This is a genomic window from Knoellia aerolata DSM 18566, assembly GCF_000768695.1.
Taxonomy (GTDB): Bacteria; Actinomycetota; Actinomycetes; order Actinomycetales; family Dermatophilaceae; genus Knoellia; species Knoellia aerolata.
The window spans coordinates 61,371-81,209 of record NZ_AVPL01000008.1; the positions used below are offsets into that span (position 1 = coordinate 61,371).

A 19,839-nucleotide genomic window follows, 5' to 3' on the forward strand; every position below is an offset into this window, starting at 1 on the left:
GATCGAGGAGGTGTCGCGCATGAGTGAGGACCGACGGCTCGCCGTGCTGCGGGCGATCGTCCAGGACTACGTCGAGACCTCGGAGCCGGTGGGCTCCAAGGCGCTGCTCGAGCGCCACCATCTCGGCGTCTCGGCCGCCACGGTCCGCAACGACATGGCCGTCCTCGAGGAGGAGGGCCTCATCGCCGCGCCCCACACGAGTGCCGGGCGGATCCCCACGGACGCCGGCTACCGGGTGTTCGTCGACCGCCTGAGCACGCTCAAGCCGCTCAGCGGGGCCGAGCGCCGGGCGATCAGCACCCTGCTCGACGGGGCCATCGACCTCGACGACGTCGTCGACCGGACGGTGCGCCTCCTTGCCTCGCTCACGCGGCAGGTGGCGGTGGTCCAGTACCCGTCCCTCACCCGCTCCTCCGTCCGGCACATCGAGCTGGTGCCGCTCGGCGCGTCCCGCCTGCTCGTCGTGCTCATCACGACCTCGGGCCGGGTCGAGCAGCGGGTGCTCGAGACCGGTCTCGACCTCGTCGATCCGACCGCCGAGCGGATGCTCGCCACGCTCCGCTCCGACGTCAACAGCGCCACCGTCGGCCGGACGCTCGCGGACGCCGCGGGTGGGCTCGGCGAGCTCCCGACGCAGGTGGACCCGGCGGCCCGCGGCCTCCTCGCCGCCATCGCCGCGGAGCTCACCGAGGTGCTCGTCGAGCAGCGCGAGGAGCGGGTCGTCATGGCCGGCACCTCCAACCTCGTGCGGGCGGGCGAGGACTTCCCGTCCTCGATCGGCCCGGTCCTCGAGGCGCTCGAGGAGCACGTCGTGCTCCTCAAGCTGCTCGGCGGCGTGAGTGAGCAGGGGTCGACGGTCGCGGTGCGGATCGGGGCCGAGAACCCGTATGCCGGCCTGCGCAGCACCTCGCTCGTCACCTCCGGCTACGGCCTCGGGTCCGACCTCGTCGCCGGCCTCGGGGTGGTGGGCCCGACCCGCATGGACTACCCCACGACGATGGCCGCCGTGCGCGCCGTCGCCACCTATGTCAGCCGGATCCTCGCCGACTGACCCTGCTCTCCGCACCGAACCGCCGAACCACCTGACCGCAACAGCCACCAGCGAAGGACGTCCACCGAAGTGAACGACTACTACGCCGACCTCGGCGTGGCCCGTGACGCGACCGCCGACGAGATCAAGAAGGCCTACCGCAAGGCCGCCCGACGGCTCCACCCCGACGTCAACAGCGGGCCCGAGGCCGAGGAACAGTTCAAGAAGGTCTCCCAGGCCTACGACGTGCTCTCCGACGAGGAGAAGCGGCGCAGCTTCGACATGGGGGCCGACCCGTATGCCGGCGCAGCGGGCGCCGGCTTCGGCCAGGGCTTCTCGTTCAGCGACGTCATGGACGCCTTCTTCGGCCAGGGCGCTGCGCAGTCGCAGGGCCGCGGTCCGCGCTCGCGGCAGTCCCGGGGCCAGGACGCCCTCGTCCGGCTCGACATCGACCTCGCCGACGCCGTCTTCGGCGGTGAGCAGGAGCTCACCATCGACACCGCGGTGGGCTGCGGCACCTGCCACGGCGCCGGCACCCAGCCGGGCACCGGGACGCGCACCTGCGACGTGTGCCGCGGGCAGGGCCAGGTCCAGCAGGTCCAGCGCAGCTTCCTCGGCCAGGTCATGACCACCCGCCCCTGCGTCAACTGCCAGGCGACCGGCCAGGTCATCGAGGCCCCCTGCTACGAGTGCTCGGGCGACGGACGGGTCCGCACCCGCCGCACCATGACGATCCGCGTCCCCGCCGGCGTCGACACCGGCACACGCATCCAGCTCGCCGGCGAGGGCGAGGTCGGCCCCGGGGCCGGCCCGGCGGGTGACCTGTACGTCGAGGTCGTCGTGCGGCGCGACCCGCGCTTCCAGCGGCAGGGCGACGACCTCCACGCCACGCTCGAGCTGCCGATGACCGCCGCGGCGCTGGGTGCGACGGTGCCGTTCGAGACCTTCGACGGCGTCAGCGACCTCGAGGTCCGGCGCGGCATCCAGTCCGGCGAGCAGCTCCTGCTCCGGGGCCTGGGCGTGACGCACCTGCGGGGTTCGGGACGCGGCGACATCGTCATCCACGCCATGGTGGCGACGCCGACGAAGCTCAGCCACGAGCAGGAGGAGCTCCTGCGCACCCTGGCCACGATGCGTGACGAGGAGAAGCCCACCGGCCGCCTCGCGAACCCCACCGAGGGCTCCCTGTTCGGCAAGCTCCGCGACGCCTTCAAGGCCCGCTGACCTTGAGCCTCGCGCTCTACCTCGTCGCACCCGGGTCGCTCGCCGCGACCGCACCGGGTGACGTCGTCGTCCTCGACGGCGCCGAGGGGCGCCACGCGGCCACGGTCAGGCGCACCCGGACCGGTGAGCGCCTCCGGGTCGCCGACGGCGCCGGCCGGGTCGTCACCGGCGTCGTCGAGGCGGTCGAGCGGGACCGTCTCGACGTGCGGGCCGACGTCGTCGAGGACCTGCCCGAACCGCGCACCAGGCTCGTCCTCGTCCAGGCCCTCGCCAAGGGCGACCGGGACGACCAGGCCGTCGAGGCCGCCACCGAGCTCGGGGTCGACGAGGTCGTGCCGTGGCAGGCCTCGCGCAGCATCGTCCAGTGGCGGGGCGAGCGCGGCGCCCGGGCGCGGGCGAAGTGGGACGCCGTCCTCGTCGCGGCGACGAAGCAGTCACGCCGCCCCCGGCGGCCGGTCCTCGGTGAGACCGCGAGCACCGCCGAGCTGGCCGCGCGCATCGCGGCGGGCGCGGCGGCATACGTCCTGCACGAGGACGCCGACGTCCCGCTCGCCGGCCAGGTCCTCCCGGAGGAGGGCGAGGTCCTCGTCGTCGTCGGCCCGGAGGGCGGCATCGCCCCGGACGAGCTCGACACCTTCCGCGCGGCCGGCGCCGTGGTCGTCCGCCTCGGCGACACGGTGCTCCGGTCCTCCAGTGCCGGACCTGCCGCGCTCGCGGTGCTCAGCGCCGCCGGCCGCTGGCGCTAGGAACCCACGGTGAAGGTGACCAGCCGCTCGGCGACGACGGTCTGACCGTCCTCGGCCGAGGTGGTGAAGGCCCGGAAGGTCCAGGTGCCCTCCTCCAGACGACCGAGGTCGACGGTGAACGTCCCGCGCCGTGGCGCGCCGGCGTCGGCCGTGGTGAACCCGTCGCGCAGCACCGTCGTCCCGCGCAGCAGCTCCCACTCGACGGTGGCCTCGAACGCCACCGCCTGCCCCGTCACAATCACCGGGTCGCCGCCGCGCAGCCCGGCTCCGGGACCGGGGTTGTCGATCCAGAGGTCGGCCACCGACTCCGGCGGGGTCGCGGCGCGCGTGAAGGAGGTGTCGGTCGACACGTGGCCCAGGAGCGGGCCCGCGTCGTCGCTCGTGATCCGGACCGGTGTGTCGCCCCGCCCGACCGCCGCCTGGGCCGTCCACGCCAGGGCTGCCACCTCGAGCTCCGCGGCCTCGACGGTGCGAGCGTCCTGGCCGCTGTCCGAGAGCCGGATGCTGATGCGGCCCGCGGTCACCCGGACGTCCTCGACGACGGTTCCGCGCCACAGCGCCGAACGGCGCATCGACTCGCCGACGGCGGCTCGGACCTGCGCCGACGCCGGCTCGGTCGCTTCGAGGTCGGCCCCCCAGAAGGCGCGCACCAGCGCGGGCCGGTCGCCCTCCCCGCCGTTCGTGCCGACCCAGTAGACCGCGAGCGCCAGGGTGAGCGCCGGTCGCGGACCTGGCTGGGGCGGCGACGCCGAGTCCGACGGTTGCGGGGCGGGACTCGCCGTGGCCGACGGGGGACCGGCGGGCAGGGTCGCGTCGCCGGTGCCGGGGCGGGACGCCCAGACGACCCCGGCGAGGACGGCCGCGGACGCGGCGACCGCGACCAGGGCGAGGCCGCGGTGGCCCCCCTCGACCCGCTCCGGCTGGGACGCCTCGCGCAGGATCGCGTCCAGGCGGGAGGACGGCTGGACATGCCGGGCCCGGGTGGCCAGGGCCTCGCGGAGGGCGCGTTCGGTCTCCGCGAAGTCGAGCTCGTCGAGCGTGGTCATGACACGTCCTCCATCTGGGTGCGTAGGGCGGCGAGGCCGCGGTGCGCGTGGGCCTTGACCGAGCCGGGCGCGATGCCGAGGGCGTCGGCGATCTGCGACTCGCTGAGGTCGAGGTAGTAGCGGAGCACGAGCACCTCTCGTTGACGGGCGGGAAGCCGCTGGAGCCGGGCGAAGAGGTCCGCGGAGCCGACGGAGGCCAGGGCGGCGTCCTCAGCGCTCGCGACCTGCAGGTGGCCCCCGCGGGTCGTGGAGTCGAGGTAGCGCTGCTCGACCTTGTGGTGCCGAAGCGCCGAACGCGCACCGTTGACGACGCTCTGCCGGAGGTATGCCGTCTCGCGCCCCTCCCGCACGTCCTGCCACTTGCGGTGCAGGGCGACGAAGGCGTCCTGGACGATCTCCTCGGCGAGGAGGTCGTCGTGGACGAACAACCAGGCGAGCCGGACCATGGGGAACCACTGGACGGCATACAGGCTCGACACGCCGTCGTCCGCGGCCGCGTGCGCCGATGCGTCACGTCGAGAGCCCACGAGTGCCATTGTCACGTCCGGAGGACGCGCAGCAGGGCGGTTCGGTTTACTGTCGGGGCATGTCCGCCACCGACTGTCTCTTCTGCTCGTTCGTCTCCGGCGAGATCGAGCCGGAGATCGCGGGCGAGACCCGGCACAGCCTCGCCTTCCGCGACACCGACCCGCAGGCCCCGACCCACGTGCTCGTCGTCCCCCGGCGCCACGTGGCCAACGCCGCCGACCTCGCCGCCGCGTCCGTCGACGAGCTCGCCGACCTCGTCCTCCTCGCCCGCACCATCGCGGAGCGCGAGGAGCTCGGTGGCGACTACCGCCTCGTGTTCAACACCGGCGCCGGTGCCGGGCAGAGCGTCTTCCACGCCCATCTCCACCTGCTGGGTGGGCGACCGATGCAATGGCCACCCGGCTGAGACGAACCGTAGACTGGTCGGCGACATGACAGACGCACCTCATACGCCCCCGCCCGACGCCACGTCGACGCGCACCCCGGTCCACACCGTCACCATCCCGGCGGAGGTGTCCATGGTGTCCCTGCTGGGTCCGCGCGACGAGCTGCTCCGCACCATCGAGCGACTGTTCCCGCTCACCGTCATCCACGTGCGGGGCAACGAGTTCCACATCTCCGGACCGAGCGGCGAGGTCTCCCTCGTCGAGCGGCTCATCGACGAGCTGCTGGCCGTCATCGACGGCGGACAGGCCCTCAACCGGGACTCGGTCGAGCGCTCGATCGGCATGATGCGGGCGCAGACGCTCGAGCGCCCCGCCGACGTCCTCACGATGAACATCGTGTCCTCGCGCGGTCGGACGATCCGTCCGAAGACGTTGGGGCAGAAGCGCTACGTCGACGCGATCGACGAGCACACCATCACCTTCGGCATCGGGCCCGCGGGGACCGGCAAGACCTACCTCGCGATGGCCAAGGCGGTCGCCGCGCTCCAGGCCAAGCAGGTCAACCGGATCATCCTCACCCGCCCGGCCGTCGAGGCGGGGGAGCGGCTGGGCTTCCTGCCCGGCACCCTCAACGACAAGATCGACCCCTACCTGCGGCCGCTGTACGACGCTCTGCACGACATGGTCGACCCCGACTCGATCCCGCGCCTCATGGCCGCCGGGACCATCGAGGTGGCGCCCCTGGCGTTCATGCGCGGCCGGTCGATCAACGACTCGTTCGTCATCCTCGACGAGGCCCAGAACACCACGCCCGAGCAGATGAAGATGTTCCTCACCCGGCTCGGGTTCGGCTCCCGGATGGTGGTCACGGGCGACGTGACCCAGGTCGACCTCCCGGGTGGCACGCAGAGCGGGCTGCGGATCGTGCGCGACATCCTCCACTCGCTCGAGGACGTCCACTTCGCCGAGCTCACCGCCCAGGACGTCGTGCGGCACCGGCTCGTCGGCGAGATCGTCGACGCCTACGGCCGCTGGGACGCCCTGCAGGGCGAGCACGCGGGCTCCGGTGCCATCCGCACCCGAACCGTGCGACGTCCGCGCCCGTCGGGCACCGACGGCGCGGCCCGTGCCGCCACCCCCGTCGCCGAGGGCGACGCGTGAGCATCGACGTCCTCAACGAGACCGAGTTCGAGCTCGACGAGCTGGAGCTCGTGGCCTGCGCCCGGTACGTCATGTCCGAGATGAAGGTCCACCCCCAGGCCGACCTGTGCCTGCGCCTCGTCGACGAGGACGCCATGGAGACCCTCCACGTCCAGTGGATGGACCTGCCCGGACCCACCGACGTCATGAGCTTCCCCATGGACGAGCTGCGGCCCGGACGCGACGACGACCCGCCCGAAGAGGGTGTGCTCGGCGACATCGTGCTCTGCCCCGGGGTCGCCGCGAAGCAGGCCGCCGAGGCCGGCCACGCCACCGAGGAGGAGCTGCTCCTGCTCACGACGCACGGACTGCTCCATCTCCTCGGCTACGACCACGCGGAGCCCGACGAGGAGAAGGAGATGTTCGAGCTGCAGCGGCAGCTTCTCCTCACCTTCCTCGCGACGAGGGGCCGAGCCGGTGCCTGATCCAGCCGGTCCCGGCGCCCCCACGGTGTCGGGAACCCGGACGGTGTCGCCATGACCAGGCTCGTCGTCCTCAGCATCGTCGGCCTCGTGCTCGCCTTCGGGCTGTCCGCGGCCGAAGCGGCCCTGCACCGGATGTCGCGCGTGCGTGCCCAGGAGCTGCACGACGAGGGCCGTCCCGGATCGCGCGCCCTGCTCACCGTGGTCGGTGACAGCGCGGCCTACCTCTCGGTCCTCGCGTTCGTGCGCGTCATCGCGGAGATGACGACCGCCGTCCTCGTGACGACCGCCGTCTTCCGCACCGTCGACGGCACGTGGAAGCCGCTCCTCGTCGCCATCGCGATCATGGCCGTCGTCTCCTTCGCCCTGGTCGGGGTCTCGCCGCGCACGCTGGGCGGGCAGAACGCCACGAGCGTCTCGCTCATCGCCGCGCCCGTCGCGCTCTGGCTGCGGCGCGTGCTGGGGCCCCTCTCCCGCCTGCTCGTGCTCTTCGCCAACGCGGTCACCCCGGGTCGGGGCTTCCGCGACGGGCCGTTCGACAGCGAGTCCGAGCTGCGTGACCTCGTCGACCTCGCCGGGGAGTCCTCGCTCATCGAGGCCGGGGAGCGGCGGATGATCCACTCCGTCTTCGAGCTCGGTGACACCCTCGCGCGTGAGGTGATGGTCCCGCGCACCGACATGCTGACGATCGACGGTGACCGCGTCGCGCGCCAGGCCATGAACCTCTTCCTCCGCAGCGGCTACTCGCGCATCCCCGTGACCGGCGAGGACTCCGACGACGTGCTCGGGCTCCTCTACTTCAAGGACGTCGTCCGCCGGCTCACCGCGGACCCGGCCGTCGCGACGGTCCCCGTGTCCGACCTCATGCGGCCCATGCCGTTCATCCCCGAGTCGAAGCCGGTCGACGCGCTGCTGCGCGAGATGCAGCGCGACCAGATCCACTTCGCCCTCGTCATCGACGAGTGGGGCGGCACCGCCGGTCTCGTGACGATCGAGGACATCATCGAGGAGATCGTCGGCGAGATCGCCGACGAGTACGACCGCGAGACACCCGACCTCGAGGAGCTCGCCGACGGCAGGTGGCGGGTCGACGCGACGATGGACATCGACGACCTCGCCGAGCACCTCGGCGTGACGATCGAGGAGGACGAGGTCGACACCGTCGGTGGGCTCATCGGCAAGACGATCGGACGCGTGCCGATCCTCGGTTCCACGTGCGAGGTCGCGGGGCTGCGTCTCACCGCCGAACGGATGGCGGGCCGCCGCCACCGCATCGCCACCGTGATCATCGAGCGCATCGACGCCCACGACCGCGCCATGATGGAACCAGCCGAGTCCGGGAGCGCCCATGACTGAAGATGCCACCACCCGTCCCGATGCCGTCGACGGCGGGGAGGCGCCTCCCTACAAGGCGGGGTTCGCCTGTCTCATCGGCCGCCCCAACGCCGGCAAGTCGACGCTGACCAACGCCCTCGTGGGCGAGAAGGTCGCGATCACCTCGAGCAAGCCGCAGACGACCCGGCACACGATCCGCGGCATCGTCAACGCCCCCGCGAGCCAGCTGATCCTCGTCGACACCCCCGGCCTGCACAAGCCGCGGACCCTGCTGGGCGAGCGCCTCAACGACCTCGTGCGCGAGACGCTCCTCAACGTCGACGTCGTCGGCTTCTGCCTCCCGTCGGACCAGCGCATCGGCCCCGGGGACCAGTACATCGCCCGCGAGCTCGTCGAGCTCCGCCAGGCGAGGCGCACCCCGGTCATCGCGCTGGCGACCAAGTCCGACAAGGTCGACCGGCAGCGCCTGGCCGAGCACCTCATCGCCATCGACCAGCTGGGCGACTGGGCCGAGATCGTCCCGTGCTCGGCGACCCGGGGCGACCAGGTCGACACGGTCGGCCAGGTGCTGGCCAAGCACCTCCCGTCGTCTCCCGGGCCGCTCTACCCCGACGACGTCCTCACGGACGAGCCGGTCACGATCATGATCGCCGAGCTCGTCCGCGAGGCGGCGCTGGAGGGTGTGCGTGACGAGCTCCCGCACTCGCTCGCCGTCGTCGTCGAGGAGATGATCCCGCGCGAGGACCGCCCCGAGGGCAAGCCCCTCATGGACGTGCGCGTCAACGTCTTCGTCGAGCGGTCGTCGCAGAAGGCCATCGTCATCGGCCGCGGTGGCTCGCGGCTGCGCGACGTGGGCGCGACGGCCCGCGAGGGGATCGAGAAGCTGCTCGGCCAGCGCATCCACCTCGACCTCCACGTCAAGGTCGCCAAGGACTGGCAGCGAGACCCGAAACAGCTGCAGCGACTGGGTTTCTGACCCCTCGACCCCCACCCCACGTGGGGCAGGTCACGTCGTCACCGGCCGCTCTCGGTTTGAGTTGTGCCGCGATGCTCGGCAGGGTGGGGCGCTGCAACCGACCCTGAGCACACGGCATACGAGCCGCACACGTGACTGACGAGAACCCGAAGGAGCGGCGTCCGCGCCGACACACCTGTGACCACAGAACTCTTGAAGACCGGGCCGACCGGGCCCGCAGACGCCGCCGACGGACGCGACGTCCTCGACCGACCACTGGCCGACGACACCCCCCACCCCGCACTGGACCACCAGGTCGAGGAGCACCGGGCTGCGGAGCCGCAGAAGCTGGACACCGTCGTGTTCGGCGTCACCGCCGCCATCGCCATCGGCTTCGTCGTCTGGGGGTTCGTCAGCACGAAGACGCTCGGCTCGGCCTCCACGTCCGGCCTCGGCTGGGTGGTGCACAACATGGGCTGGCTGTTCTCGCTCGTGGCCTCCGGCTTCGTCGTCTTCGTCATCTGGCTCGCCGCCGGCAAGTTCGGCCGGATCACCCTGGGCCGTGACGACGAGCAGCCCGAGTTCCGCACGGTCTCGTGGATCGCGATGATGTTCTCGGCGGGCATGGGCATCGGCCTGATGTTCTACGGCGTCTCCGAGCCGGTCGCACACCTCGTCGCTCCGCCCCCCGGCACCGGTGTCGCGGGCAACCCCGAGGCCGTGCAGACCGCGATGGCGACCACCCTGTTCCACTGGACGCTGCACCCGTGGGCGATCTACGCAGTCGTGGGGCTCGCGGTGGCGTACGGCGTCTTCCGCCGCGGACGCTCGCTGCTCATCAGCTCGGCCTTCGCCCCGCTGCTCGGCGAGCGCCGCGCGAACGGTCCGGCGGGCCGGGTCATCGACATCCTCGCGATCTTCGCGACCCTCTTCGGGTCGGCCGCCTCGCTCGGCCTCGGCGCCCTGCAGATCGGCTCCGGGCTCGAGATCGTCACCGGTCTCGACCGCACCGGCAACGGCGTGCTCGTGGCCATCATCACCGTGCTCACGCTGTGCTTCATCGTGTCGGCGGTCTCCGGGGTCTCCAAGGGCATCCAGTGGCTGTCGAACACCAACATGGTCCTCGCGCTGGTCCTCGCGCTCTTCGTCTTCGTCGTCGGCCCGACCGTGTTCATCCTCAACCTCGTGCCGACCGCCGTCGGCAGCTACTTCCAGGACCTCGCCATGATGTCGGCGCGCACCGACGCGGCCGGGGGCGACGCCATGCAGACGTGGCTGTCGGGCTGGACGATCTTCTACTGGGCCTGGTGGGTCTCGTGGACGCCGTTCGTCGGGATGTTCATCGCCCGCATCTCGCGGGGCCGCACCATCCGGCAGTTCGTCACCGGCGTCCTGCTCGTCCCGAGCCTGGTCTCCCTCGTGTGGTTCGCGATCTTCGGCGGCGCCGGCATCGCGACGCAGCGCGGTGGGACCGACCTCGCCGGTGCCGACACCCCCGAGGCGACCCTGTTCACCCTGCTCGAGACGATGCCGCTGTCCACGGTGACGTCGATCCTCGTCATGCTGCTCGTCGCGATCTTCTTCGTCTCCGGGGCCGACGCCGCCTCGGTGGTCATGGGCACGCTGTCCGAGCGGGGCACGATGGTGCCGAGCCGTCCGACGGTGATCTTCTGGGGTGCCGCCACCGGCGCCGTCGCGGCCGTCATGCTCCTCGTCGGGGGCGCCGACGCCCTGTCGGGCCTGCAGAACATCACGATCGTCGCGGCCCTGCCGTTCCTGGTCGTCATGGTGGGTCTCGCCGTCTCGCTCGTGAAGGACCTGTCGAACGACCCGCTCATCGTGCGGCGGGCGTATGCCGTGGCCGCGGTCGAGCAGGCCGTCGTCGCCGGCGTGACCGAGCACGGTGACCACTTCACCCTCACCTACGAGGGCGCCGTCCCGGGCGAGGGCGTCGGCGAGAAGGTCAGCCCGTCGGGTGCCGGCTCCACCGACGCGGCCCCCGGACCCGAGGCGCGGTCGGTGCCCACGACCTGAGCGCCACGTCACACCGGCTCGCACGGCTCCTAGACTGGGGCCATGCGAGTCGGTGTCTTCGGAGCGACCGGTCAGGTCGGCAAGGTCATGAGAGCTCTCCTCGAGCAGCGCGGGTTCCCGGCCGAGGAGGTGCGCTACTTCGCGTCGGCCCGGTCGGCGGGGAGCACGCTGCCGTGGAAGGGCACGCAGGTCACGGTCGAGGACACCTCGACGGCGGACTTCGCGGGGCTCGACGTCGCGCTGTTCTCCAACGGCGGCGCGACCTCCAAGGAGTGGGCGCCCCGGGTCGCCGCCGCGGGAGCGGTCGTCGTCGACAACTCCTCGGCCTGGCGACGTGACCCGCAGGTCCCGCTCGTCGTCGCCGAGGTCAACCCGGAGGACCTCGACTCGATCCCCAGGGGGATCGTCGCCAACCCCAACTGCACGACGATGGCCGCCATGCCGGTGCTCAAGCCGCTGCACGACGTCGCCGGCCTCGTCGCCCTGCGCGTCGCGTCCTACCAGGCCGTCTCCGGCTCGGGTGGCAAGGGCGTCCAGGAGCTCGACGGCCAGCTCCGCGGAGCGTATGCCGCGGGCGACCCGACCGGGCTCGCGCTCGACGGTCGTGCGGTGCCGCTACCCGCGCCGAACGTCTACGCGGTGCCGGTCGGCTTCAACGTCATCCCGCTCGCCGGGTCGATCGTCGACGACGGCTCGCTGGAGACCGACGAGGAGCAGAAGCTCCGCCACGAGTCGCGCAAGATCCTCCACGTCCCCGACCTCCGGGTGTCCGGCACCTGCGTGCGGGTACCGGTCTTCACCGGCCACTCGCTCGCCATCCATGCGGAGTTCGCCGACGACCTCTCTCCGGAGCGCGCGCTCGAGCTGCTCGGCAAGGCACCGGGCGTCGTCGTGACCGACGTCCCCAACCCGCTCGACGCGGCGGGTCGGGACGAGGTCTTCGTCGGCCGGGTGCGCGTGGACCAGGCCGCACCCGCGGGCCGGGGCCTGACCCTGTTCGTCGTGGGCGACAACCTGCGCAAGGGCGCCGCACTCAACGCCGTGCAGGTCGCCGAAGAGCTCGCCCGCCGCCGTGGCTGAGCCCTCCGCCACGGTTCCCGGTCGCCTCGCCCTCATCCGCCGCCCAGGTCCGTTGCTCGCCGACGGCCTCGTGACGCACCTGAAGAAGTCGAGCGTCGACCTCGACCTCGCACTGCAGCAGTGGGACGCGTATGCCGCGTGCCTGCGGTCCGCGGGCTGGGAGACCCTCGAGGTCCCGCCGGCCGACGACTGCCCCGACGCGGTGTTCGTGGAGGACGCGGTCGTGGTCGCCGGTGATCTCGCCGTCCTCACCCATCCCGGTGCGGCAGAGCGAAAGCCGGAGGTCGACGGGGTCGAGGGCGTCGTGCGTGACCTGGGCTACCGGGTCGTCAGGATCACCGACCCGGGCACGCTCGACGGCGGTGACGTCCTCAAGGTGGGGGATACGGCATACGTCGGGCTGGGTGGGCGCACCAACGGTGCCGGCATCGCCCAGCTCGAGGGGCACCTGCGTGGCGTCGGCCTGCGGACCCAGGCCGTGACCGTCGACCTCGCGCTGCACCTCAAGTCGGCCGTGACGGCCCTTCCGGACGGCACCGTCATCGGGTGGGACCCGGTCGTGGACTGGCCGGACGCGTTCCCCCTCTACGAGGGCGTGCCCGAGGAGGGCGGCGCGCACGTCGTCGTCCTCGACGAGAAGCTGCTGCTCATGGCGGCGAGCGCCCCGAGGACGGCCGAGCTGTTCCGGGGTCGCGGGTACGACGTCGTCACCGTCGACATCAGCGAGTTCGAGAAGCTCGAGGGCTGCGTCACGTGCCTGTCGGTGCGTTGCCGCGGCTGACCACCGCCGGCCCCGGTCCTCACGAACGCGGGACCTGTCACGCGGTCGTGAGGACCGTGAGCCGTCGCCGGCTGTCCGGATGGTGACCCGATCGCGGCGCGACATCGACGGATCCGCGCCCACGCGGCATACTCGACGTCGTGCAGCACCGTCTCCTCCTTCTCTGCCGCGGCGAGGCCTGAATCGGCCCTCCTCGTCGCGGCTCGTTGTGCCCCGGCTGAGCAGCCCGCAGAGCAGACGACGAGAAGTGAGTAGAGGCGCACGATGATCCACCCCCAGCAGTCCTCCGGGATGCCGACCGCGAAGTACCTGCCCTTCCAGGACCAGATCGAGGTCCACCTGCCCGACCGCACGTGGCCCGACCAGGTCATGAGCAAGGCACCGCGCTGGTGCGCCGTCGACCTGCGTGACGGCAACCAGGCGCTCATCGACCCGATGGACTCCGAGCGCAAGATGCGGATGTTCAAGCTGCTCGTCAAGATGGGCTACAAGGAGATCGAGGTCGGCTTCCCGAGCGCGAGCCAGACCGACTTCGACTTCTGCCGCGAGCTCATCGACGGCGGGCACATCCCCGACGACGTCACCATCCAGGTGCTCACGCAGTGCCGTGACCACCTCGTCGAGCGGACCTTCGACGCGATCCGCGGCAGCAAGCAGGCGATCGTGCACTTCTACAACTCGACGTCGGTCCTCCAGCGGCGCGTCGTCTTCGACCTCCCGCAGGAGGGCATCATCGACATCGCCCTCCAGGGTGCGCGGCTGTGCCGCAAGCTCGAGGAGACCGTCCCCGAGACCGACGTGTACTACGAGTACTCCCCGGAGTCCTACACCGGGACCGAGCTCGAGTTCGCCGTGCGCGTCTGCAACGAGGTCATCGCCGTCATCGACCCGACGCCGGACCACAAGATGATCATCAACCTGCCGGCGACGGTCGAGATGGCGACGCCCAACGTCTACGCCGACTCGATCGAGTGGATGGTCCGACACCTCGACCGGCGCGAGTCGGTCGTCGTGAGCCTGCACCCCCACAACGACCGCGGCGAGGGCGTGGCGGCGGCCGAGCTCGGCTACCTCGCCGGCGCCGACCGCATCGAGGGCTGCCTGTTCGGCAACGGGGAGCGCACCGGCAACGTCGACCTCGTCACCCTCGGCATGAACCTCTACAGCCAGGGGATCGACCCCCAGGTCGACTTCTCCGACATGGCCGAGATCCGCCGGACCGTCGAGTACTGCAACCAGCTGCCGGTCCACGAGCGCCACCCCTGGGGCGGCGACCTCGTCTACACCGCCTTCTCCGGCTCGCACCAGGACGCGATCAAGAAGGGCCTCGACGACATGGAGCGCCGCGGCAAGGCCGCGGGCAAGACCATCGACGAGCTCGACTGGGGCGTGCCGTACCTGCCGATCGACCCGCACGACATCGGCCGCTCGTACGAGGCCGTCGTCCGCGTCAACAGCCAGTCCGGCAAGGGCGGGGTCTCCTACCTGCTCAAGGCCGAGCACGGGCTGGACCTGCCGCGCCGCCTCCAGGTGGAGTTCAGCGGGGTGGTGCAGAAGCGCACCGACGCCGAGGGCGGCGAGCTGACCGCGGCCGAGATCTGGCAGATGTTCTCCGACGAGTACCTCCACGCGGACGTGCCCGAGGAGCGCTGGGGCCGTTTCACCCCGGTCCGCTCGACGGTCAGCGGCGCCGAGGACGGGGTCGACGTCATCGAGGCCACGGTGCTCGACCACGGTGAGGAGGTCGAGCTGTTCGGCCGGGGCAACGGACCGATCGCGGCGTTCATCGAGGCCCTGTCCACCGTCGGTGTCGACATCCGCGTCCTCGACTACGCCGAGCACGCGCTGTCCGCCGGTGGCGACGCGCGGGCCGCTGCCTACGTCGAGTGCGCGGTGGGTGAGCGCGTCCTGTGGGGCGTCGGTCTGCACGAGTCGATCGTCAAGGCGTCGCTGCGCGCGGTGATGTCCGCGGTCAACCGGGCCGAGCGCGACGCCGCCGTCGTCGTCCACGCCTGACGGCTCGCCCGGCAGGGCGTCCCGAGGAAGGGACGCCCTGGGCGCGGCGACCGCCGATGTGCGACCAGACACCGGGGAGCGGTGGGAGAATGCGATCACGGGACGTCGTCTTTGATGACGGGTCCACCCGCGACGAGGACGGGCAGGTGGTCGTGTGGGTATCGGCGAGGTGGTTCCCGACGCGACGGAGCCCGAGTACCTGCGTGCGGTCGGACGCATCCCCGGCCGTGCCCTCTGGCTCACCGAACCCGTCCGGGCCGTCGTCGACGCGGGCCTGCTGGTCGCGGCGACTCCCTGGCTCGCGGCGGCCAAGAACGGCGACGGCCACGGGGTGCTCGTGCTGCCCGGCCTCATGGCGAACGACGGCAGCACCAAACCGCTTCGGGCCTACATCCGCCGCCGCGGCTACTACGTCCGCGGGTGGCGGCTGGGCCGCAACCTCGGCCCCACCTCGACCATCCTCCAGGGACTGCCCGGCGGGCTCCGGGACCTGGCCGAGACCACCGGGGGGCCGGTGTCCGTCATCGGCTGGAGCATGGGCGGGATCTTCGCCCGCGAGCTGGCGCGAAGCCACCCCGACGAGGTGCGACAGGTCATCACGCTCGGGAGCCCCATCGGCGTGGCCCACGGCCACCGCACCCGCGCGGACCGGACCTACAACCTCCTGTCCGTGATGCACGCGCGCGGAGGCGAGTTCCCGGAACGGGCCCAGCTCGCCCGCCCCGTGCCGGTGCCCTCGATCTCCGTCTACAGCAGGCTCGACGGCATCGTCGGGTGGCGGTCGTGCCTCGCCGAGCCGAGCGACACCCACCAGAACATCGAGGTCCGGTGCGCGCACCTCGGGTTCGGGATGGACCCCGCCACCCTGTGGGCCGTCGCCGACCGGCTGGCGCAGCAGCCGGGCCGGGTGGAGCCCTTCGACCCACCGCGCGCGCTGCGCGCCTTCTACGGGAGCATCACGTGACGGCACGCGACGTCGGGCCCGGGGTGCGGACCGGGCCTGCGCCCTGGTCGTTCACCGGTGACACCGGTGGCACCGGCTTCGTCTCCGACCTCGACGGGGGCCCGGTGCACTGGGTGCGGTGGGGCGAAGCCGGCCGCACCGACACCGACCCGTTGCTGCTCGTCCACGGGCTCGGCGGCAGCCACCTGAACTGGTGCCTCGTGGCCCCGGACTGGGCGAGGGACCGGTCGGTGTTCGCCATGGACCTGCGCGGGTTCGGGATGACCCCGGGCTTCCCTCGTCCGACCAGTGTCATCTCGAACCGTGACCTCGTGATCGCCTTCATCGAGCAGGTCGTCGGTCGACCGGTCGTCCTCGTGGGGAACTCCATGGGTGGCATGGTGAGTGCGCTCGTCGCCGCGAGCCGACCGGACCTGGTCCGGGCCACGGTGCTCGTCGACCCGGCGCTGCCCCTCGTGGTGGCCAGGCCGGATCCGCGGGTCGCCGCCCGGTTCGGACTGTTCGCCATCCCGAGGGTCGCGGAGGTCTCCATGCGCCGCAACCGGACGCGCCTGTCGCCCGAGGCCCTCGTCGGACAGCTGGTTTCCCTCTGCTTCGCCGACCCGACCCGGATCGACGCCGCGGTGCTCGGGGAGCTCGCGGCGCTGGCGAGAGCGCGCGCCGCCGACCCGGGCCAGGGCGACATCGAGAGAGGTTTCACCGGGGCCGCCCGCTCGCTGCTCCTCGTGCTGGGGCGAAGAGGGCGCTACTCGCGCCTCCTGGCCGGGCTCGAGGGACCGGTGCTGCTCATCCAGGGTGACCGTGACCGACTCGTCCACGTCGACGCGGCCCGCCGGGTCGCCCGGGACAACCCGCGCTGGACCTACGTGGAGCTCGCGGGCGTCGGCCACACGCCCCAGCTGGAGGTGCCCGAGGAGACCATCCGCGTCGTCCGCGGCTGGCTCGCCGACGCCCTCGAGCCGAGGGCCTGAGATGCGGCGACTCTCGGGCCTGGACGCCGCCTTCCTCGCGCTGGAGACCCCCACCTCGACGGGACACGTGGGGGGACTCAGCGTCCTCGAGGCCCGCGAGGGTTCGTCCGCGCTGACGTTGACAGACCTCACCCGCCTCCTCGAGTCACGGATCGGCGCGGTGCCGGTCCTCCGGCAACGGCTCATGACGGTCCCGCTCGGCATCGACCAGCCGGTCTGGGTCGACGATGTCCACTTCGACATCGGCTACCACCTGAGGGAGCTCGCCCTGCCCGAGCCCGGGTCGGACGAGCAGCTCGCCGAACAGGTGGCTCGCATCCACGCACGACCACTCGACCGCGCTCGGCCGTTGTGGGAGGCGTACCACATCAGCGGTCTCACGGGCGGTCGGACCGCGCTGTACACCAAGGTGCACCACGCGGCGATCGACGGGGTGAGCGGGGCCGAGCTCCTCATGGTCCTCTTCGACCTCTCGCCCGAGGGCGACGGCGTCGCGGAGCCCGCCCCGTTCGTGCCCGAACCGGAGCCGCGACGTTCCGTGCTCGGCGCCCGAGGTCTGGTCAGGCTGGCCTGGCGTCCGGTCGAGGTGACCAGGATCGCGGTCCAGGCGGTCCGGGCCATTCCGGCGATGGGACCCATCGCCGGACCGGTCCTGGCGGCCTGGGTCGGTGCGGGTCGCGCGGAGGCGGACGGAGCGATCCTCGCGTCCCCGACGCCGCTCGTGGCTCCCCAGACCCCCTTCAACGTGGCCATCTCCCCGCACCGGAGGTTTGCGTTCGGCTCGCTGTCACTGCCCGACGTCAAGCTCGTCAAGAACACGTTCGGGGTCTCGGTCAACGACGTCGTCATGGCGATCTGCGCCGGTGCCCTGCGCTCCTGGCTCATCGCACACGAGGCGCTTCCCGACGGTCCGCTCGTGGCGATGGTCCCGGTGTCGATCCGCTCCGAGTCCTCGGACGAGCGCGGCAACAAGGTGTCGGCCATGCTGGCCGCACTGCCCACGAACGTCGAGGACCCGGTCGAGCGCCTCGGCGTGACCAGCAGGGCCACCGCCGTGGCCAAGTCACAGCAGGCGTTCATCCCCCAGGGCCTCGTCGACGAGGTCACCGACTTCGCCCCGCCCGCCCTGACGGCCCGGGTGGCACGGGTGACGTTCGCGAGCAGGGTCCTCCACCGGCTGCCGGCGTTCAACGTCGTCATCTCCAACGTCCCCGGCCCCAACATCCCCGTCTACCTCGCCGGCGCCCGCCTCCTGGCCCACTACCCGGTCTCCGTGGTCACCGACGGCGTCGCCCTCAACATCACCCTCATCGGCTACCTGGACCAGCTCCACTTCGGGATCACGGTGGCTCGGGAGGTCATGCCCGACGTCGACCGGCTCATGGCGGACCTGGGCCACGAGCTGGCCCTGCTCGTCGAGGCCGCACACTCCTGACGGTGCCGGGGCCCTCAGCGGACGCCGCGGGGGCGGAACTGGATCGAGATGCGCGGGCCGACCGGTCTGCTCGTCTTGGGGATGGCGTGGTCCCAGGTGCGCTGGCAGGACCCGCCCATGACGACGAGGTCACCGTGGCCGAGCGAGAAGCCGATCGACGAGCCACCGCCGCGCGGCCGGAGCATGAGGGAGCGCGCGGAGCCCACGGACAGGATCGCCACCATCGTGTCGGTGTCCCTGGCGCGACCGATGCGGTCGCCGTGCCAGGCGACGGAGTCGCGCCCGTCGCGGTAGAGGCACATCCCGGCGGAGACGAACGGCTCCCCCAGCTCGCCGGCATACCGCTCGGACAGGAGGTCGCGCGCCTGCTCGAGGGCGGGGTGGGGGAGCGGCTCACCCTCCTCGTGGAACGCCAGCAGCCGGGGCACGTCGACGACGCGCTCGTACATCTCCCGCCGCTCGGCCTTCCACGGCACGTCGTGGTGGAGCGCGTCGAAGAGCAGGTCGGCGCCGGTCAGCCAGCTCGGCTGGTAGTCGACCCAGGCGCCGCGCGAGAGCAGGGTGCGGGTCGGCGCCAGCCGGCCGAGCTCGATGGCGTCGCCGGTGTCGAAGAGCGAGTGCTGGAAGACCGCCGCCATGGCGTCCACGCTACCGCAGATCGAACGTCTGTTCTAGTACCGGTGTGACGAGGGGGCGTGGCTCAGAGGGCGGTCTGCCAGTGGTGGTAGGTCCTCGTGACGACCATGCCCACCTTCTCGTAGACCCCCAGCGCCCCGGTGCGCGAGTCGGTCGACAGCTCGCTGCGGACGGCGCCGCGGGCGCGGGCGCGTTCGAAGGCGTCGACGAGGAGGGCCCGGGCCAGGCCGCGGCCCCGCTGGTCGCGGCGCACCGCGAGCTGGTCGACGTAGCCGAAGTCCCCGGCCTTGATGACGAAGGCCGTCCCGACCGGAGTGCCGGTCGGGTCGGTGGCGAGGCGGATCTGCCACGGCTCGAACCCCGGGCGGCGCACGGTGATGGCCGCCCAGTCCTCGAACGACGACGGCTGGCGTTCGGGCCACTCGTTGAAGGCGTCGTCGACGAGACGGTGGACGACCTCGTCGTCCTCGCCGGGCACGAAGTCCCGCAGCCCGTAGCCCTCCGGCAGCGGCTGCGGCTCGATCGCCGCGCCCTCGGGGACCTCGAGCACCCAGGACGTCCACCCACGCTCGTAGCCGAGGGCCCGGAAGAAGGCCTCGGCCTCACCACCGGCCGGCACGGTCTGGCCCACGACGCTGCCGCCGTTGCGTGCAGCGGCCTCCCGGGCCCACTCGGCGAGCCAGGTCCCGATGCCGCGGCCACGGTGGTCGGGGTGCACGGTGACCTCGGCGCGGCGCCCCTTGTAGACCTCACCGGCGGCGACCATGACGTCGCCGTCGAGGACGGCGACGCTGTCGCGCTCCAGTGAGAAGCTCGGCCGATGCCAGTCGCCCTCGATGTCCTCGAGCTCGACGGCCACCTCACCGGTGTCGTGCTCCTCGGCGGCGGCGAACACCGCGAAGACGTCCGCGGCGTCCGTCGGTCGGCAGGGTCGGGCGGTGAGGCCGGCGGGCAGCTCGCTCATGGCCTCGAGGATGCCGCACCTGCGGGGCCGGCGCCTCCGGTTTTCGGCGGTCGGGCGGCGGGAGCGGCGGGCGCGGCCCGGCATAC

19 protein-coding genes are annotated in these 19,839 nt (G+C 72.1%); 15 read left to right on the plus strand and 4 right to left on the minus strand.

Annotated features, from left to right (window positions below; genetic code table 11):
- Positions 1-19 precede the first annotated feature (19 nt).
- From hrcA to N801_RS05265, 3 genes are all read left to right on the plus strand, one after another.
- Positions 20-1,051 carry a heat-inducible transcriptional repressor HrcA gene (gene hrcA / locus N801_RS05255; protein WP_035933979.1) on the plus strand — a complete coding sequence of 344 codons (1,032 nt, stop codon included), beginning with the start codon at positions 20-22 and terminating at the stop codon, positions 1,049-1,051.
- Positions 1,052-1,120: 69 nt separating this feature from the next.
- On the plus strand, positions 1,121-2,254 hold the full coding sequence (gene dnaJ / locus N801_RS05260; protein WP_035933988.1) for a molecular chaperone DnaJ: 1,134 nt from the start codon (positions 1,121-1,123) through the stop codon (positions 2,252-2,254).
- A 2-nt stretch (positions 2,255-2,256) separates the two neighbouring features.
- Positions 2,257-3,000 carry a 16S rRNA (uracil(1498)-N(3))-methyltransferase gene (locus tag N801_RS05265; RefSeq protein WP_035933997.1) on the plus strand — a complete coding sequence of 248 codons (744 nt, stop codon included), beginning with the start codon at positions 2,257-2,259 and terminating at the stop codon, positions 2,998-3,000.
- Here N801_RS05265 and N801_RS05270 read toward each other — a convergent pair.
- Both N801_RS05270 and N801_RS05275 read right to left on the minus strand, forming a co-directional pair.
- Complete coding sequence (locus tag N801_RS05270) at positions 2,997-4,046, minus strand: Gmad2 immunoglobulin-like domain-containing protein (protein ID WP_035934003.1); 1,050 nt, start codon at positions 4,044-4,046, stop codon at positions 2,997-2,999. The two genes, N801_RS05265 and N801_RS05270, sit on opposite strands and share 4 nt — an antisense overlap.
- Complete coding sequence (locus N801_RS05275) at positions 4,043-4,582, minus strand: SigE family RNA polymerase sigma factor (protein WP_035934012.1); 540 nt, start codon at positions 4,580-4,582, stop codon at positions 4,043-4,045. Before N801_RS05275 ends, N801_RS05270 begins: the two co-directional genes overlap by 4 nt.
- 50 nt (positions 4,583-4,632) lie before the next feature.
- Here N801_RS05275 and N801_RS05280 point away from each other — a divergent pair, with 50 nt between their 5' ends.
- From N801_RS05280 to N801_RS05335, 12 genes are all read left to right on the plus strand, one after another.
- Positions 4,633-4,980: an HIT domain-containing protein gene (locus N801_RS05280; protein WP_035934020.1), complete on the plus strand. Its 348-nt coding sequence runs from the start codon at positions 4,633-4,635 to the stop codon at positions 4,978-4,980.
- Positions 4,981-5,005: 25 nt separating this feature from the next.
- Positions 5,006-6,121, plus strand: a complete 1,116-nt coding sequence (locus tag N801_RS05285; RefSeq protein WP_052112628.1) for a PhoH family protein — start codon at positions 5,006-5,008, stop codon at positions 6,119-6,121.
- Entirely contained in the window at positions 6,118-6,585 is a 468-nt protein-coding gene (gene ybeY, locus N801_RS05290; protein WP_035934028.1) for an rRNA maturation RNase YbeY, read from the plus strand. The genes N801_RS05285 and ybeY overlap by 4 nt, the downstream gene beginning before the upstream one ends.
- A 51-nt stretch (positions 6,586-6,636) precedes the next feature.
- On the plus strand, positions 6,637-7,938 hold the full coding sequence (locus N801_RS05295; protein ID WP_035934037.1) for a hemolysin family protein: 1,302 nt from the start codon (positions 6,637-6,639) through the stop codon (positions 7,936-7,938).
- Positions 7,931-8,893, plus strand: a complete 963-nt coding sequence (gene era, locus N801_RS05300; RefSeq protein ID WP_035934045.1) for a GTPase Era — start codon at positions 7,931-7,933, stop codon at positions 8,891-8,893. The genes N801_RS05295 and era overlap by 8 nt, the downstream gene beginning before the upstream one ends.
- Before the next feature lie 177 nt (positions 8,894-9,070).
- Entirely contained in the window at positions 9,071-10,906 is a 1,836-nt protein-coding gene (locus N801_RS05305; RefSeq protein WP_245618227.1) for a BCCT family transporter, read from the plus strand.
- A 42-nt stretch (positions 10,907-10,948) separates the two neighbouring features.
- Positions 10,949-11,986: an aspartate-semialdehyde dehydrogenase gene (locus N801_RS05310; RefSeq protein WP_035934054.1), complete on the plus strand. Its 1,038-nt coding sequence runs from the start codon at positions 10,949-10,951 to the stop codon at positions 11,984-11,986.
- On the plus strand, positions 11,979-12,767 hold the full coding sequence (gene ddaH / locus N801_RS05315; RefSeq protein ID WP_052112629.1) for a dimethylargininase: 789 nt from the start codon (positions 11,979-11,981) through the stop codon (positions 12,765-12,767). Before N801_RS05310 ends, ddaH begins: the two co-directional genes overlap by 8 nt.
- 264 nt (positions 12,768-13,031) lie before the next feature.
- Positions 13,032-14,783 carry a 2-isopropylmalate synthase gene (gene leuA, locus N801_RS05320; protein WP_035934060.1) on the plus strand — a complete coding sequence of 584 codons (1,752 nt, stop codon included), beginning with the start codon at positions 13,032-13,034 and terminating at the stop codon, positions 14,781-14,783.
- Positions 14,784-14,937: 154 nt separating this feature from the next.
- Positions 14,938-15,747: an alpha/beta fold hydrolase gene (locus tag N801_RS05325; protein ID WP_211254671.1), complete on the plus strand. Its 810-nt coding sequence runs from the start codon at positions 14,938-14,940 to the stop codon at positions 15,745-15,747.
- Positions 15,744-16,718 (plus strand): alpha/beta fold hydrolase, encoded by a 975-nt coding sequence (locus tag N801_RS05330; RefSeq protein WP_211254672.1) that lies wholly within the window; start codon positions 15,744-15,746, stop codon positions 16,716-16,718. Before N801_RS05325 ends, N801_RS05330 begins: the two co-directional genes overlap by 4 nt.
- Position 16,719: 1 nt before the next feature.
- Positions 16,720-18,153 (plus strand): WS/DGAT/MGAT family O-acyltransferase, encoded by a 1,434-nt coding sequence (locus tag N801_RS05335; protein ID WP_035934067.1) that lies wholly within the window; start codon positions 16,720-16,722, stop codon positions 18,151-18,153.
- 14 nt (positions 18,154-18,167) lie between these two features.
- Here the strand turns inward: N801_RS05335 and N801_RS05340 are convergent, their stop codons facing one another.
- Together N801_RS05340 and N801_RS05345 are read right to left on the minus strand one after the other, a co-directional pair.
- Complete coding sequence (locus N801_RS05340) at positions 18,168-18,791, minus strand: alpha-ketoglutarate-dependent dioxygenase AlkB (protein WP_035934076.1); 624 nt, start codon at positions 18,789-18,791, stop codon at positions 18,168-18,170.
- Between the two features lie 62 nt (positions 18,792-18,853).
- Positions 18,854-19,753 carry a GNAT family N-acetyltransferase gene (locus N801_RS05345; protein WP_035934087.1) on the minus strand — a complete coding sequence of 300 codons (900 nt, stop codon included), beginning with the start codon at positions 19,751-19,753 and terminating at the stop codon, positions 18,854-18,856.
- Positions 19,754-19,839 lie beyond the last annotated feature (86 nt).